The following is a 14,369-nucleotide window of genomic DNA, read 5'->3' as shown; positions in this document are numbered from 1 at the left end:
TCTCCTGAGAAGAATATGAATTGAACACGATTCAATCTATAGAAGGCGCTTGGCAAGGCGTCAAGGGGCTGAGCCCCTCTGGACGTTAATTTACTGAATGGCGGTCGGGCTGCGAGGCGTCCGCGGCTGGTCGGCGCAGGCTAAGGGTCGAATAGATCGCGTTAAACAATACCACTCCTGCGGTGACAAGGAAGACGGCGCGAAAGCCGTAGTTGGCGGAAACCGAGGCGCCGATCAGGGGGCCGGTGACGTTGCCAATATCACGAAATGACTGGTTATAGCTGAAGATCCACCCGGAGATCTGGCTGGTGGAGTTATACACCAGCAGGGTTTGCACTGCCGGCAGCAGCGCGCCGTCCGCGGCGCCGAGCAGGAACCGCAAGATACCTAACTGCAGCGGGGTCTGGACGAACGCCATCGGGATCAGCAACAGCACCGAGATAATCAGCGCCACGATGAGGATTTTTTCCGGTCCGATACGATCCCCCAGTTTGCCCAGACGGGGGGCGCTCATCAGGGCGGCAATGCCCGGCACTGAGGCGATCATCCCGCTGATAAAGGCGATATTGCTGACATTACCCGCCAGATCGCGCACGTAAAGCGTCAGGATCGGCGCAATGGAGCCGGTGGCGACCTGGATGATCAGCGAGGTGACAAACAGACTGAGCACCAGTTTCGGATTCTGCAGAGAGGAGAATACCGCCTTCGCGCTGAGCATCTCTTTTTTAGCAATTGGGACAAAATTTTCACGGATTAAAAACAGGGTAAACAGAAAGCAGATAAACAGCACCGCGGCGGTCATAAAGAAGACGGTACGCAGGCCCCAGTGGTCTGCCAGGAAACCACCCGCCAGCGGGCCGAGCAGGGCGCCGCTTACCGCGCCGGTTGACAGCGTGCCCAGCGCCCAGCCGCTTTTATGGCGTGGGATCTGGGTGGCGATCAGGGCGTTGGCGTTGGGAATAAAGCCGCCCAGCAGGCCGAGCAGCGCGCGCAGCAGCAGAAACTGCCAGATATTCTGCGCCATCCCCATCAACATCATGACGATGGCCATCCCGAGGGCTGAACGCAGCAGCATGATTTTACGTCCCTTGCGGTCAGCAAGTCCGCCCCAGAACGGCGAGGCGATGGCGGAGAAGAGAAAGGTAATGCTAAAGACCAGCCCGGACCACATGTTCAGGGCGCTATGGCCGGTGACGCCGAGTTGTTCGACATAAAGCGGCAGAAAGGGCATGACCAGGCTGAAGGCGGCGCCGGTTAAAAAGCAGCCAAGCCAGGTGACGGTCAGGTTTCGTTTCCAGTTGATGGGGGTATCAGCAGACGACATAGGGTTCCACTGGCCTGCGCAGCAGGTCAAATTAAGAGAAAATATGAGCCTGCTAATTATGCGCCTGGGAAATAAATGCCGCAATGGAGGAGAGCTTTTAAAGCTAAAGCAGAGCGTAAAGCCTGAGCGGTGGGGATTCCCGGCCGGGAGGCGCGCGGCCGGGAAAGGGGATCAGTAGCGGGAGGGCGTCCCCTCGGGACGGGTTTTAAAGCGGCGATGGAGCCACATATATTGTTCCGGGGCCATCATAATGCACTGCTCTACGATCTTGTTCATCCACGCGGCGGTGGTTTCCGCGTCGTCCAGCGGCGGGGAGCACTCTGGCGGCAGGATAATCAGTTCATAACCTTTACCGTCCGGTTTACGGCGTGGAACAAAGGGCACGATGCAGGCTTTGGACATTTTCGCCAGCATCCAGGTGCCGGAGGTGGTCGCCGCCTGGTCAACGGCAAACAGTGGGGCAAAGACGCTGGCGGTCGGGCCGTAATCATGATCCGGCGCGTACCACACCACCTCACCTTTTTTCAGCGCGCGGATCATACCTTTCACATCCTTGCGGTCGATCATGTCCTTGTTGGAGCGCAGCCGGCCCCAGGTCTGCAGCCAGTCGATGACCGGGTTATCGTTGGGACGATAGACGCCAATCCCCGGCTCGTTCATGCCGAACATTCGCGCGCCCATTTCCAGTGTCAGGAAATGAATGCCGATCAGCAGAATGCCGCGCTGCTGCGCCTGCACATCGCGAATATGCTCAAAGCCGATGGTGTCGGTCCAGCGGGCGATTCGGCGAACTGGCCAGAACCAGGCCATACCGGTCTCCATCAGCCCCATGCCAACCGATTCGAAGTTCATCACCACCATCCGGTGACGTTCCTGCTCGCTTTTCTCGGGGAAGCAGAGCTCAAGGTTGCGATAGGCGATCTTCGCCCGGCGCTTCATAAAGCGCATGGCCAGGCGGCCGATGGCGTTCCCGATGCGGTAGATCAGCGGGTAGGGCAGTTGGACAACCAGCCACAGCAGGCCGATACCCAGCCACAGCAGCCAATAGCGCGGATGCAGCAGCGCCGGAGAAAATTTAGGCAAATGAGTCATTTCATACCCGTATCAGTAAGCAACATCTTATATTATCGCATTTTTTTACCGGCCAGCCAAAGGCGGCGACAGCCACATTGTTTTGTTAAGTGGGGGGCGACCGGGTGAGAAAAATGTAGCGTAAAATGTAGGGATGTAAATTAATAAGCTTTGCTATATCATGCCCGCCGTTTATTTCCTCATTTCTATGTCGAGCAGGTACACCATGCCAGTGTTACACAACCGCATTTCAAATGAGACGTTAAAGGCGCAAATGCTGGCTGAAACCGAGCCGCGCACGACGATCTCGTTCTATAAATATTTCACCATTGTCGATCCGCAGGCGACCCGCGATGCGCTGTGGGTTGCCTTAACCCAGCTGAAAGTCTTTGGCCGCATCTATCTGGCCCGGGAAGGGATCAACGCGCAAATCAGCGTGCCGCAAAGCAACGTTGAAGCCCTGCGTGAGTTTCTCTATGGCTTCGATCCGGCGCTGGCGGGGCTGCGTTTCAATATCGCTCTCGAGGACGACGGTAAATCGTTCTGGGTACTACGCCTGAAAGTGCGTGACCGCATCGTTGCCGACGGCATCGACGATCCCTCCTTCGACGCCTCCAACGTCGGAGACTATCTCAAGGCGGCTGAGGTCAACGCGATGCTTGACGATCCAGATGCCGTGTTTATCGATATGCGCAACCACTATGAATATGAGGTGGGCCATTTCGAAAACGCGCTGGAGATCCCGGCGGATACCTTCCGCGACCAATTGCCGAAAGCCGTGGAAATGATGCAGGACCATAAAGACAAGAAAATTGTCATGTATTGCACCGGCGGTATTCGCTGTGAAAAAGCCAGCGCCTGGATGAAGCATAACGGCTTCAATAAGGTCTGGCACATCGAGGGTGGCATCATCGAGTACGCCCGCCGCGCCCGTGAGCAGGGGCTGCCTGTGCGTTTCATTGGCAAAAACTTTGTCTTTGATGAACGGATGGGCGAGCGGATCTCCAATGACGTTATCGCGCACTGTCATCAGTGCGGCGTGCCGTGCGACACCCATACCAACTGCCTGAACGATGGTTGCCATCTGCTGTTTATCCAGTGCCCGAGCTGCGCCGAGAAGTTTGCCGGCTGCTGTAGCGAAGCCTGCATGGAAGAGCATAAGCTACCGGAAGAGGAGCAGCGTAAGCTGCGCGCCGGGCGTGAAAACGGCAATAAAATCTTTAATAAATCGCGTGGTCGGCTGAACACCAAACTCGGGATCCTCGATCCTGAGCCATCAGAAAAACCATAACCAGACGAGATCGATGATCGCCAGCAGCAGCCAAAGCGCCAGGTAGATCATAAAGTGCTCGCGGACGTTATTGACCAGCAAATTAAACAGGCGACGCATAATCGCTCTCAATGACTAACGGCCTCGACAGAGGCCGTTTTTTTTTGCCCGACGGCAAAAGTGCCGCATTCCATTACGCGTTAAAGCGCGCCAGCGAGAAGGGCGCCAGGTTGAAGCTCGATGCTTCGCCCTGAGCAAACTGACCGGCAATTTCCCCCAACACCGGGGCAAACTTAAAGCCATGCCCGCTCAGACCGGTGATTAGCAACGTGTCTGGTCTGCCGGGTAACGTATCGATAATAAAATCTTCATCGACGGTATTGTCATAAGTACAGGAGGCGCCGTGCAGGCAGCCGCCGATCCCTGGCAGGACGTTGCGCAAAAAAGGAAACGATTCGGAGCCATCGCTGGCGACAGCGCCAAATGCCACTCGCTCCTGCGGCATGGAGATCGGTTGACCGCCGTTATGCTTGCCAATCTTCAGCTCGTTATCTTCTGCCGGGAAACCGTAGTATTGATCGCCGTTGGGCAACTCGCCGGTGAAGGCCGGAAAGTGATTCTTGCTGCTGTAACGGCCATCGGCCTGGTACCAAGCAAACACCTTACGTACCGGCTGGATGGGGAGGTCCGGGAGCAGGCGGGTGACCCAGGTCCCGGCGCTGACCAGCAGCTTTTTACCATGATATTCACCGTCGAGGGTATCGATGGTGATCCCGTCAGCATGGTGATGAATAGCCGAGACCGGACAGTTGAATAGCTGCGCGCAGCCTGCTTCCCGCGCCAGACGGATCCAGGTTTCGACGGCCAGCTCGCTGCGCAGTACGCCGGAAGCGGGTTCGAAAATCGCCCGATAGTCCTCGGGGAGGCGTATCTCTGGCCAGCGCTGCATCACGGCCTGGGCATCCAGCTCTTCCACCTCAAGCTTGAACGCACGGGCGCTGGCGGCGACGTTGGCGAGAAAAGCGGAGCTGGCGGGGCCGAGGTTAATGACGCCGGTGCGTTCAAACACGGCTTCGCCACTGATCTCTGCCAGTTCATCCCATAGCTGCTGGGCACGCAACACCAGCGGAACATATTTCTCACCTTCGCCATAGGCGTGACGGATAAGACGGCTGCTGCCGTGATGGCTGCCTTCCTGGTGGGGAGGTTGATGGGCGTCGGTCATCAGAACATTGAGTCCGGCACGGCGCGCATAATAGCCAGCGGCGGCGCCGACGGAGCCGCTGCCAATAATGATAAGATCGTATTGCATGGTGAGTTCCGGGTAATTGCCTTGTTAGCAGGGTAATTAACTCCCTGTGCTTATACAAGCCCGAAAATAATTCAGGCACCCGCAGGTGCCTGTTAAGTTTAATGTTAAGTCATTCGCAAGCCGCGTTAATGTCGGCGGTACTCGTTTTCCTGGTATTCGCCAGATTCAATCTTCGCAATGCCTGCTTCCAGGATTGAAATAAACTGACGTGCGACGTCCGTCGTTAGCCATAGCGTCTGGCCGATCTCAGCATCATTACTGTTTTCTTGAGTGGGGTTCTGGTAGTGCAGGCGCAACATCAGCGCATCGTAGCTATCAACGGTGCTGATGTCCCATCCAACGAGGGGATGGGTCTGAATGACTTCATTATTTTTTTCCATCATAACCCCTTATTCATATGTTAAAAGACAACAATTCTCGAGGTTTAATGCATATTTTTTGAAGCAAGTTAATTATATCAGGGATCAAGAATAAACTCGAGAAATTAAATGAAAGGCAGCATGATTTTCTTCTTTTGCCGCTTTTTTATTCAAGATAAGCGCGTAAAATGGCCACTTTAGTCGATATTGAGCAGAATAATCAGGACTATTCTGAACAGAAGAGGGGCTAAAAAAAGCCGGGGCGACCCGGCAAAAAAAAGCACAATGAGGGAGCAAACCAGAGTAACTGGATCCCGCCATGCTTCAGGAGAGATCGTGGACAAACCAGTCGTCCGCGCTTTCCCATGTTTCCTGCAGGATTTCGCTTATCCGGTCTTTGTCTTCTTTCAGGGCGCCAAACACCGAGAGCTGATTGCCGGTGGCGTAGCGGACGCTCACCTGGCTGTCGATGGCCGGGAATTGCTCGGCGATACGGCGAGAGAGTTCGTTATTCAGCGCTTCCAGCGCGCCGTTGGGTAAGGCGGTAGTTTTGGCGATAGACACTTCAATGCGCATAATTGCCCCCTGTGTTCGATACTGGTTATTTATACAGTATCCGGTTGGCGTTGACAACAGGGGGCTACGTTTTTATTTCTTCACGGTCCAGCGAACGGTTTCACCTGCCAGGAAAGGCACCAGGGTGTCATCAGGCAGGGAAATGCTGTCCACAACGGTCGTCTCTTCACGCACCAGTTCAACGTAGCTCTCATTGACCGGCAGACCGTAGAAGCGCGGGCCATTCAGCGAGCAGAAAGCCTCAAAGTGCTGCAGAGCGTTCATTTCTTCAAACACCGTGGCGTAGCTGCCGAGGGCGGTCGGGGCGTTGAAGCAGCCGGCGCAGCCGCAGCTGGCCTCCTTACGGTGGCGGGCATGCGGTGCGGAGTCGGTGCCGAGGAAGGCGCGGCTGAAGCCGCTGGCGACCAGCTCCCGCAGAGCCTGCTGATGAATATTGCGTTTAAGTACCGGCAGGCAGTATAAGTGAGGACGAATACCGCCGACCAGCATATGGTTACGGTTGAACATCAGATGCTGCGGGGTGATAGTGGCCGCCAGCAGTTCATTGCCGTCACGCACATACTCGGCGGCATCTTTGGTGGTGATATGCTCAAAGACCACCTTCAGTCCGGGCAGGCGCTGGCGCAGCGGCTCCATCACGGTTTCAATAAAGCGCGCTTCGCGATCGAATATATCAATCTCGGCGTGGGTGACTTCCCCATGTACCAGCAGCGGCATCCCCAGTTTTTCCATCCGCTCCAGCACCGGCATAATGGCGTCGGTGCTGGTGACGCCGTGGCTGGAGTTGGTGGTGGCGTTGGCCGGGTAGAGCTTGGCGGCGGTGAATACGCCTTCGTTAAAGCCGCGCTCCAGCTCCGCCGGGTCGAGGGAGTCTGTCAGATAGCAGGTCATCAGCGGGGTAAAATCATGCCCGGCCGGGACGGCGTCCATAATGCGCTGGCGATAGGCGATAGCCGCCGCGACGGTGGTGACAGGCGGCACCAGATTCGGCATCACGATCGCCCGGCCATAAAACTCACTGGTATAAGGCACGACGGTTTTCAGCATATCGTCATCACGTAGATGGATATGCCAGTCGTCTGGGCGGCGGATTTTCAATACCTGGGATTGTGCTGTCATGGAAGGCTCCGGCTAATAGGTTCAGTCATCAGGGCTGTTTTTTGCCGGGCACTAAGGATAAGCGTAAACGTTTTCCTTTGCACTCATTTCCGTAAAAAATTGAGGGCGCCGCGGCGCCCTGGAGATTAATTGGTAAAGGGGATGACAATCTCGCCCGGCTTCACCTCAATGCCTTTGGCGTATTTCTTCGCCAGCGCTTCACCGGTGCTGGCGTCCTCACGCAGGACATAGGCCGGCTGCTGGCTGAAGTAACTGCGCAGCGACTGATTCAGGTAGGGGAGCAGGGCCTGAATGACCGACTGCAGCTTCTCGGGCGCCACTTTGGCATCCACCACCTCCATTTCCTGCAGGAAGATGGCGCCTTTCTCTCTGTCAAAGGTTGGCAGCGCTTTGAGCTTCAGATCGATCGTCGCTTTCTGCGTGCCGAACAGGGAGTTCAGGTCAACGTTAGCGATCCCGGTCAGCGTGACTTTGCCCGGCTCCTCGCGCCCGATGGCGCTGGTGAGATTCTGCAGTTCGATATGGGCGTCGGCAACGCCTTTAAGACCAATATCTTTGGCAAAATGGTTTCGCTTCTGCAGGGCCTGGTTAATCTCCTGCTCGCTTACCGTGTATTGGGTCAGCTGATTACAGCCGCTCAGCAGGCCGCTGACAATCAACGCGGCGGCGATCAAAATCTTTTTCATGGGGTTCCTCTGGCTCATACCTTCATTCATCCTGACACAAAGCATCATGACCTGTCAGCATCCTCGATACCAGCAGAATAGGCTGAAAGCAGGAGAAACCGCCGCCGCGCGCATCAGGTCCGCGGCTCCAGCATGCCGGAGGCAGAGCGTTTCGGACTAAACTGCCACCACAGCGCCAGAAAGGTGATAACCCCGATGGCCCCGAGCATCAGCCACGGCAGCTCGGGCTGGCCGGCGGCTTTACCAGCATCAAACAGCCAGCCGCCGCCCGCATATCCCAGCGCGCCGCCAAAGGCGAGCCCCTGGCGGCTGAAGCCCATATAGCTGCCGCGCGCCCGGGCGTCCGCCAGCGAGGCGCCCAGCGTCTCCCGGGCAGGTTCAGCAATGATGGAACCGATGTAAAACAGGCAGATCAGGGTAAACAGCTGCTGCATACTGCTGGTCATGCCAATGGGGAGCATGGCCAGGGTCATCACCAGCAGACCGGCCATCAGCCGGTGCTCAAGGCGAAAACGTTTTTCGCTCCAGCGGGCAATGGGATAGAGCAGGGTCAGCGAAATGGTGGCTTCGATGGCGTACATCCACTTTACGGCGGCCGGCGAGCCGGCGATGTCATTCACCATGATCGGCAGCATCAGCATCACCTGCACCGCCAGCATGTAATAGCCCGTCAGCGTCAGGACATAGGTGACGAAGCGCTTGTCCCGCAGCACCCGGCCCAGCCCCTCGCGGATCGGCGTTTTTACCGTCGAGAGCTTCCATGCCGGCAGATACCAGGCGTTAAACGCCGCGCAGGCGATAAACAGCGCGGCGCCGGCGCTGCACACCAGGCGGAAATCATACTGCAGCAGCCAGCTGCCCAGCAGCGCGCCAATCACCGCGCCGGCGCTATCCTGCATCATCAGGATGGAGAAAAAGCGGCCGCGCTGATGCGGGCGCACCAGCTTAACCACCAGCGCCGCCCGCGGCGGGTCGAACAGCGTGCCGCCGAGCCCGGAAAGTATGCATGAGAACCACAGCACCCACGGCTCATGGGCGACGGCCATCGCCGCGAAGCCGCCGGCGCGCATCAGCATACCGGTGACGATCATCGGTTTGGCACCAAAGCGGTCGGCGATGGCGCCGCCAAAGATACCTAATCCCTGCTGCACGAGCTGGCGCAGGCCGAGCGCGATGCCGACCATCAGCGCCGCCCAGCCCATCTGATCGACAAAGCGGATGGAAATCAGCGGGAAGACGACAAAAAAGCCCAGCACGACCAGCATGTTATCGACTAACAGGAAATATTTACCCAGGCTCCTTGCCTGCGAGACGCGGGACATTTCCCCTCCAGGGAAAAATAGAGATAAGCGTGGATATTCTGCGGGCAATCTGCTGCTTTTCCCAGCGCCCTTGCGACAATATTTTTTTATCAAAATGCAAGTTCGATTGAGGCTATTCATCGAAAAGAGGAGATGGCGCAGAAAATGGTATGTTGCTGTTTTCACACCGTCGCGCAGGACAGGTATAGTGAAGGCAGCAAGAATGAAGTCAGGGGGACTGAAAAGGAAATGTTTGGCTATCGCAGTAACGTGCCGAAGGTGCGTTTGACGACGGACCGGCTGGTGGTGCGCCTGGTTCACGATCGTGACGCCTGGCGTCTGGCCGATTATTACGCCGAGAATAAGGCGTTCTTAAAACCCTGGGAGCCGGTTCGTGACGACAGCCACTGCTATCCTTCCGGATGGCAGGCGCGTCTGTCGATGATCGCCGAGTTTCATAAGCAGGGGTCTGCTTTTTATTTCGCGCTACTCGATCCGGAGGAAAAGGAGATCGTCGGCGTGGCGAATTTTTCCAACGTGGTGCGCGGGTCATTCCATGCCTGTTATCTCGGCTACTCTATTGGCGAGAAGTGGCAGGGGCAGGGACTGATGTTTGAAGCGCTGACGTCGGCGATTCGCTATATGCAGCGTACGCAGCATATTCATCGCATTATGGCCAACTATATGCCGCATAATCAGCGCAGCGGCGCGCTGCTGGCGCGGTTGGGGTTTGAAAAAGAGGGTTACGCCAAAGATTACCTGCTGATTGACGGGCAGTGGCGTGACCATGTATTGACGGCGCTAACGACGCCGGACTGGTCAGCGGGACGTTAAGGAGAGAGGATGAAATATCAGTTAACCGCGCACGAAGCGCGCGTCATTGGCTGTCTGCTGGAAAAGCAGGTCACCACGCCTGAGCAGTATCCGCTGTCGGTGAACGCCGTAGTGACCGCCTGCAATCAGAAAACCAACCGCGAGCCGGTGATGTCGCTGAGCGAAGGCGAAGTCCAGGCTCTGCTGGATACCCTGGTGAAACGCCATTATCTGCGTACGGTCAGTGGCTTCGGCAATCGGGTCACTAAGTATGAGCAGCGCTTTTGCAACTCCGAATTTGGCGATCTGAAGCTCAGCGCCGGCGAGGTGGCGGTGGTGACGACGCTGCTGCTGCGCGGCGCCCAGACGCCGGGTGAATTACGCAGTCGGGCGCAGCGGATGCATGAGTTCAGCGATATGGCGGAAGTGGAAAGCGTGCTGGAAGGGCTGGCGACCCGCGAAGATGGTCCCTTTGTCGCCCGTCTGCCCCGGGAGCCGGGGAAACGGGAAAGCCGCTATATGCATCTGTTTTGCGACGACATGGACACACTGATCACGACAGTGGAAGCACTCTCGCCGCTGGAAGAGGAAGACGATCTGCGTGCCAGGGTTGAAGCGCTGGAAGGCGAGGTGGCGGAGCTGAAAGCGCGCCTCGATTCGCTGTTACACCATCTGGGGGACTAAACGTGGGGACAAGATTGCGCATCGGGGTGGTTGGCCTGGGCGGTATTGCGCAGAAAGCGTGGCTGCCGGTTCTGGGGGCGGCGGAAAGCTGGACGCTGCAGGCGGCCTGGTCGCCGGGAAAAGAGAAGGCGCTGCGGGTTTGCGAAACCTGGCGGATGCCATACGCTGAATCGCTGGATGCCCTGGCGGCGCAGTGCGATGCGGTCTTTGTTCATACGTCGACGGCTTCACATTATGAAGTGGTGAATCATTTGCTGAATGCCGGGGTTCATGTTTGCGTAGATAAACCGCTGGCGGACAAGCTGAGTGAGGCGGAGACGCTGGTCGAGCTGGCGGCGCGGCGTCGTCTGACGCTGATGGTCGGTTTCAATCGTCGCTTCGCACCGCTCTATCGGGAGCTAAAGGGGCGGCTGGGCGAGGCGGCCTCGCTGCGGATGGATAAGCACCGCAGCGATAGCGTGGGCAACGATCTGCGCTTTACCCTGCTTGATGACTATCTGCACGTGGTGGATACCGCGCTATGGCTGGCCGACGGTCAGGCGCGTCTGCGCGGTGGCGCGCTACAGATCACTCCGCAGGGCGAGATGCTGTATGCCGAACACCAGTTCAGTTCGCCCCGGCTGCAGGTCACCACCAGCATGCACCGCCGCGCAGGCAGCCAGCGCGAGTGGGTGCAGGCGGTTACGGATGGCGGGCTATATGCCGTCAGCGAGATGCGCGAATGGCAGGAGGAGTGCGGTCACGGCGTGGTCCAGCGCCCGGTCGCCAGCTGGCAAACCACCCTTGAGCAGCGCGGCTTTGTCGGCTGCGCGCGCCATTTTATCGAATGCGTGCAAAATCAGACGGTTCCTGAAACCGCAGGCGAACAGGCGCTGCTGGCTCAGCGGGTGGTCGACAAACTTTGGCGCGACGCCATCAGCGAATAATCCGTTGTAACAACTGACAGTAGTAATTCATGTTGAACCCGGTAGACTATCGCCACTTTCCAGCGCCCGCATTTGCGGGCGTTTTACTCCAGGGTTTGGAATAACAGCGTAATGAACCTTTTAAAATCACTGGCGGCCGTCAGTTCGATGACCATGTTTTCGCGCGTGCTGGGCTTTGCCCGCGATGCGATTGTGGCGCGCATTTTTGGCGCCGGGATGGCGACCGACGCCTTTTTCGTCGCCTTTAAACTGCCTAATCTGCTGCGGCGTATTTTTGCCGAAGGCGCCTTCTCTCAGGCGTTTGTGCCGATCCTTGCCGAATATAAAAGCAAGCAGGGCGAAGATGCCACCCGGGTGTTTGTCTCGTATGTCTCCGGATTGCTGACCCTGGCCCTGGCGATCGTCACCGTTATCGGGATGCTGGCGGCGCCGTGGGTGATCACCATCACCGCCCCCGGGTTTGCTGATACCGCCGATAAATTTGCGCTGACTACCCAATTGCTGCGCATTACCTTCCCCTATATTTTGCTGATCTCCCTCGCCTCGCTGGTGGGGGCGATCCTTAATACCTGGAACCGCTTCTCGGTGCCGGCCTTTGCGCCGACGTTCCTCAACGTCAGCATGATTGGCTTTGCGCTGTTTGCCGCACCGTACTTTCATCCGCCGGTGCTGGCCCTGGCCTGGGCGGTCACGGTCGGCGGCGTGCTACAGCTGGCCTACCAGCTGCCGCACCTGAAGAAAATTGGCATGCTGGTCCTGCCGCGCATCAATCTGAAAGATGCCGGCGCGATGCGGGTGGTGAAGCAGATGGGGCCGGCGATCCTTGGCGTGTCGGTAAGCCAGATCTCCCTTATTATCAATACTATCTTCGCTTCGTTTCTCGTGTCGGGATCGGTGTCTTGGATGTACTACGCCGACCGTCTGATGGAGTTTCCGTCCGGTGTCCTGGGAGTGGCGCTCGGCACTATCCTGCTGCCATCGCTGTCAAAAAGCTTCGCCAGCGGTAATCATGACGAGTATTGCCGGCTGATGGACTGGGGGCTGCGTCTCTGCTTCCTGCTGGCGCTGCCGAGCGCGGTGGCGCTGGGGATCCTCGCCAAACCGCTGACCGTGGCCCTGTTCCAGTACGGCAAATTTAGCGCTTTTGATGCGGCAATGACCCAGCGCGCGCTGGTGGCCTATTCCGTGGGACTAATGGGGCTTATCGTGGTGAAGGTGCTGGCGCCGGGCTTCTATTCCCGCCAGGACATCAAGACCCCGGTCAAGATTGCTATTGTCACCCTGATTATGACCCAGGTGATGAACCTGGCGTTTATCGGCCCGCTGAAGCATGCGGGTCTATCGCTGTCCATTGGCCTGGCGGCCTGCCTGAACGCCGCGCTGCTTTACTGGCAGTTGCGTAAACAGAAGATCTTTACCCCGCAACCGGGCTGGCTGGCCTTCCTGCTGCGTCTGATTGCTGCGGTGCTGGTTATGGCTGCGGCGCTGCTGGGCGTCATGCATATCATGCCGGAGTGGTCGCTGGGGACGATGCCGTTCCGTCTGATGCGCCTGCTGGTGGTGGTTGTCGCCGGGGTGGTGGCCTATTTCGCCACACTGCTGCTGTTGGGCTTCCGCGTGAAAGAGTTTGCCCGACGTACAGCCTAAGCGGTTGTGCGGGAATGGATGAACCCGCTTCGCCTCAGGCGAAGCGGGTTTTTTTATGATGCGCGGCGTTCGGCAGCGACGATACGGGCATTCTCCAGCAGGCGGATTGCCAGGGCGATCGCCCCGCTGACCACCGCCAGGGTAACCACCCCGTTCCAGCCGGCCAGCACGTACAGCTTGCTACCCAGCACCGACCCCAGCGACATCCCGATGAAGACCACGGTAAACAGCAGGGCGTTAAGGCGGCCGCGGGCCTGCGGCTCGAGGCCATACACCAGGTTCTGATGCGCCACCAGGCTTGACTGCAGGCCAAGGTCGAAGCCAATCGCCGACAGGGCAATCAGCGCCAGCTGGCCATGCAGTGGCAGCAGCGGCAGTATAAACATCAGGGCGAAGGAGACGGTGACCAGCGCCGCCCCCATTTGAGTCACTTTACCGGCGCCAAATTTATCGGCCAGTCCGCCGGCCAGCGGCGCGGCCAGCGCCCCGGCAGCCCCGGCGATACCAAAGCCGCCCGCTACCGCACTGCCCATGTGATAGTGTTCGGAGAGCATCACCGCCAGCGTCGACCAGAAGGCGCTGAAGGCGACAGAGAGCGCCCCCTGAGCCAGCGCAGCGCGGCGTAGCGCCGGGTAGCGCTGCCACAGATGCGCCATTGAGGCCATCAGCTGCGGATAGCTCAGCGTCGAGTGAATGGCGAAGCGCGGCAGCACCCGCCACATCACCAGGCCAATCAGCGCCACGCTGACCGCCGCCGCCTGATACATCACCCGCCAGCCGAACACTGCGCCCACCACGCCGCTGACCGTCCGGGAAAGCAGGATCCCCAGCAGCAGCCCGGTCATCACCGTGCCCACCATTTTTCCCTGCTTGCCCGCCGGGGCGAGGATCGCCGCCGCAGGGACGATATCCTGCGCCATGGTCGCCGCCATACCGATCAGCAGACTGACCACCAGCAGTGAGCTGAGCTGGCCGGTGAGGCTGCACAGGAGCAGCAGGAGCGCCAGCAGCGCGCTTTTCACCAAAATCAGCCGGCGGCGATCGTGGCGGTCGCCGAGCGGGAGCAGGAACAGAATGCCGAGCGCATAACCCGCCTGCGTCAGAGTAGGGACCAGACCCATACCTTCTACCGTCAGGTGGAGGTTGGCGCCCATCAACGGCAGCAGCGGCTGCGCGTAGTAGATAGAGGCGACGCTAAAGCCGGCGCCGAGCGCGAGAATGAAGATAATCCAGCCTGCGTCGCGGGTGGAAAGGGAAGTCGGTGTCATGATCAATACCTCG

General features: G+C 58.2%; 15 protein-coding genes. 5 read left to right on the top strand and 10 right to left on the bottom strand.

All coding sequences use genetic code 11. The features are described from left to right. Positions 1-85: 85 nt before the first annotated feature. On the bottom strand, positions 86-1,324 hold the full coding sequence (mdtG, locus tag GT756_RS03115) for a multidrug efflux MFS transporter MdtG (protein ID WP_160124553.1): 1,239 nt from the start codon (positions 1,322-1,324) through the stop codon (positions 86-88). A gap of 171 nt (positions 1,325-1,495) precedes the next feature. After that, positions 1,496-2,416 (bottom strand): Kdo(2)-lipid IV(A) acyltransferase, encoded by a 921-nt coding sequence (locus GT756_RS03110; RefSeq protein WP_065697213.1) that lies wholly within the window; start codon positions 2,414-2,416, stop codon positions 1,496-1,498. A gap of 205 nt (positions 2,417-2,621) precedes the next feature. Here GT756_RS03110 and GT756_RS03105 point away from each other — a divergent pair, with 205 nt between their 5' ends. Continuing rightward, complete coding sequence (locus GT756_RS03105; RefSeq protein ID WP_004204538.1) at positions 2,622-3,686, top strand: rhodanese-related sulfurtransferase; 1,065 nt, start codon at positions 2,622-2,624, stop codon at positions 3,684-3,686. Here the strand turns inward: GT756_RS03105 and GT756_RS03100 are convergent. The 7 genes from GT756_RS03100 to mdtH all read right to left on the bottom strand — a co-directional run bounded on the left by GT756_RS03100 (position 3,672) and on the right by mdtH (position 9,039). Next, positions 3,672-3,785 carry a DUF2770 family protein gene (locus tag GT756_RS03100; protein ID WP_004204539.1) on the bottom strand — a complete coding sequence of 38 codons (114 nt, stop codon included), beginning with the start codon at positions 3,783-3,785 and terminating at the stop codon, positions 3,672-3,674. The two genes, GT756_RS03105 and GT756_RS03100, sit on opposite strands and share 15 nt — an antisense overlap. 73 nt (positions 3,786-3,858) lie before the next feature. Continuing rightward, positions 3,859-4,977, bottom strand: coding sequence for an N-methyl-L-tryptophan oxidase (gene solA, locus GT756_RS03095; RefSeq protein WP_094334170.1), 1,119 nt, complete (start codon positions 4,975-4,977; stop codon positions 3,859-3,861). Positions 4,978-5,102: 125 nt separating this feature from the next. After that, positions 5,103-5,357 carry a biofilm formation regulator BssS gene (gene bssS, locus GT756_RS03090; RefSeq protein ID WP_002898992.1) on the bottom strand — a complete coding sequence of 85 codons (255 nt, stop codon included), beginning with the start codon at positions 5,355-5,357 and terminating at the stop codon, positions 5,103-5,105. 303 nt (positions 5,358-5,660) lie between these two features. After that, positions 5,661-5,912: a DNA damage-inducible protein I gene (dinI, locus tag GT756_RS03085; RefSeq protein ID WP_002898994.1), complete on the bottom strand. Its 252-nt coding sequence runs from the start codon at positions 5,910-5,912 to the stop codon at positions 5,661-5,663. Between the two features lie 72 nt (positions 5,913-5,984). Then, positions 5,985-7,031 (bottom strand): dihydroorotase, encoded by a 1,047-nt coding sequence (gene pyrC, locus GT756_RS03080; protein WP_048294471.1) that lies wholly within the window; start codon positions 7,029-7,031, stop codon positions 5,985-5,987. Between the two features lie 125 nt (positions 7,032-7,156). Continuing rightward, positions 7,157-7,717: a lipoprotein gene (locus tag GT756_RS03075; protein ID WP_004204546.1), complete on the bottom strand. Its 561-nt coding sequence runs from the start codon at positions 7,715-7,717 to the stop codon at positions 7,157-7,159. Between the two features lie 113 nt (positions 7,718-7,830). Then, a complete protein-coding gene (gene mdtH / locus GT756_RS03070) occupies positions 7,831-9,039 on the bottom strand; it encodes a multidrug efflux MFS transporter MdtH (RefSeq protein WP_160124552.1) in 1,209 nt (402 codons plus the stop codon). Between the two features lie 228 nt (positions 9,040-9,267). Between mdtH and rimJ the strand changes: the two genes are divergently transcribed. From rimJ to murJ, 4 genes are all read left to right on the top strand, one after another. Continuing rightward, a complete protein-coding gene (rimJ, locus tag GT756_RS03065; RefSeq protein WP_017900738.1) occupies positions 9,268-9,852 on the top strand; it encodes a ribosomal protein S5-alanine N-acetyltransferase in 585 nt (194 codons plus the stop codon). A gap of 9 nt (positions 9,853-9,861) precedes the next feature. Then, positions 9,862-10,515 carry a YceH family protein gene (locus GT756_RS03060; protein ID WP_004204549.1) on the top strand — a complete coding sequence of 218 codons (654 nt, stop codon included), beginning with the start codon at positions 9,862-9,864 and terminating at the stop codon, positions 10,513-10,515. 14 nt (positions 10,516-10,529) lie between these two features. Next, positions 10,530-11,441, top strand: a complete 912-nt coding sequence (locus tag GT756_RS03055) for a Gfo/Idh/MocA family protein (RefSeq protein WP_072140422.1) — start codon at positions 10,530-10,532, stop codon at positions 11,439-11,441. A 111-nt stretch (positions 11,442-11,552) separates the two neighbouring features. Further along, a complete protein-coding gene (gene murJ / locus GT756_RS03050; protein WP_004204551.1) occupies positions 11,553-13,088 on the top strand; it encodes a murein biosynthesis integral membrane protein MurJ in 1,536 nt (511 codons plus the stop codon). Between the two features lie 53 nt (positions 13,089-13,141). Here the strand turns inward: murJ and GT756_RS03045 are convergent, their stop codons facing one another. Continuing rightward, complete coding sequence (locus tag GT756_RS03045; protein WP_004204552.1) at positions 13,142-14,356, bottom strand: MFS transporter; 1,215 nt, start codon at positions 14,354-14,356, stop codon at positions 13,142-13,144. Positions 14,357-14,369 lie beyond the last annotated feature (13 nt).

The organism is Klebsiella sp. Q2 (genome assembly GCF_009900705.1).
Lineage (GTDB): Bacteria > Pseudomonadota > Gammaproteobacteria > Enterobacterales > Enterobacteriaceae > Klebsiella > Klebsiella quasipneumoniae.
Note: the sequence above shows the minus strand (reverse complement) of the source record. Positions and strands in the feature narration are given on the sequence as shown.

Bases quoted from the DNA above. Each gene is read 5' to 3' on its own strand.
- GT756_RS03105 (WP_004204538.1), top strand. From the start codon at position 2,622: ATGCCAGTGTTACACAACCGCATTTCAAATGAGACGTTAAAGGCGCAA.
- rimJ (WP_017900738.1), top strand. From the start codon at position 9,268: ATGTTTGGCTATCGCAGTAACGTGCCGAAGGTGCGTTTGACGACGGAC.
- GT756_RS03075 (WP_004204546.1), bottom strand. From the start codon at position 7,717: ATGAAAAAGATTTTGATCGCCGCCGCGTTGATTGTCAGCGGCCTGCTG.
- solA (WP_094334170.1), bottom strand. From the start codon at position 4,977: ATGCAATACGATCTTATCATTATTGGCAGCGGCTCCGTCGGCGCCGCC.
- GT756_RS03060 (WP_004204549.1), top strand. From the start codon at position 9,862: ATGAAATATCAGTTAACCGCGCACGAAGCGCGCGTCATTGGCTGTCTG.
- pyrC (WP_048294471.1), bottom strand. From the start codon at position 7,031: ATGACAGCACAATCCCAGGTATTGAAAATCCGCCGCCCAGACGACTGG.
- mdtG (WP_160124553.1), bottom strand. From the start codon at position 1,324: ATGTCGTCTGCTGATACCCCCATCAACTGGAAACGAAACCTGACCGTC.
- GT756_RS03110 (WP_065697213.1), bottom strand. From the start codon at position 2,416: ATGACTCATTTGCCTAAATTTTCTCCGGCGCTGCTGCATCCGCGCTAT.
- GT756_RS03045 (WP_004204552.1), bottom strand. From the start codon at position 14,356: ATGACACCGACTTCCCTTTCCACCCGCGACGCAGGCTGGATTATCTTC.
- murJ (WP_004204551.1), top strand. From the start codon at position 11,553: ATGAACCTTTTAAAATCACTGGCGGCCGTCAGTTCGATGACCATGTTT.
- dinI (WP_002898994.1), bottom strand. From the start codon at position 5,912: ATGCGCATTGAAGTGTCTATCGCCAAAACTACCGCCTTACCCAACGGC.
- bssS (WP_002898992.1), bottom strand. From the start codon at position 5,357: ATGGAAAAAAATAATGAAGTCATTCAGACCCATCCCCTCGTTGGATGG.
- GT756_RS03100 (WP_004204539.1), bottom strand. From the start codon at position 3,785: ATGCGTCGCCTGTTTAATTTGCTGGTCAATAACGTCCGCGAGCACTTT.
- mdtH (WP_160124552.1), bottom strand. From the start codon at position 9,039: ATGTCCCGCGTCTCGCAGGCAAGGAGCCTGGGTAAATATTTCCTGTTA.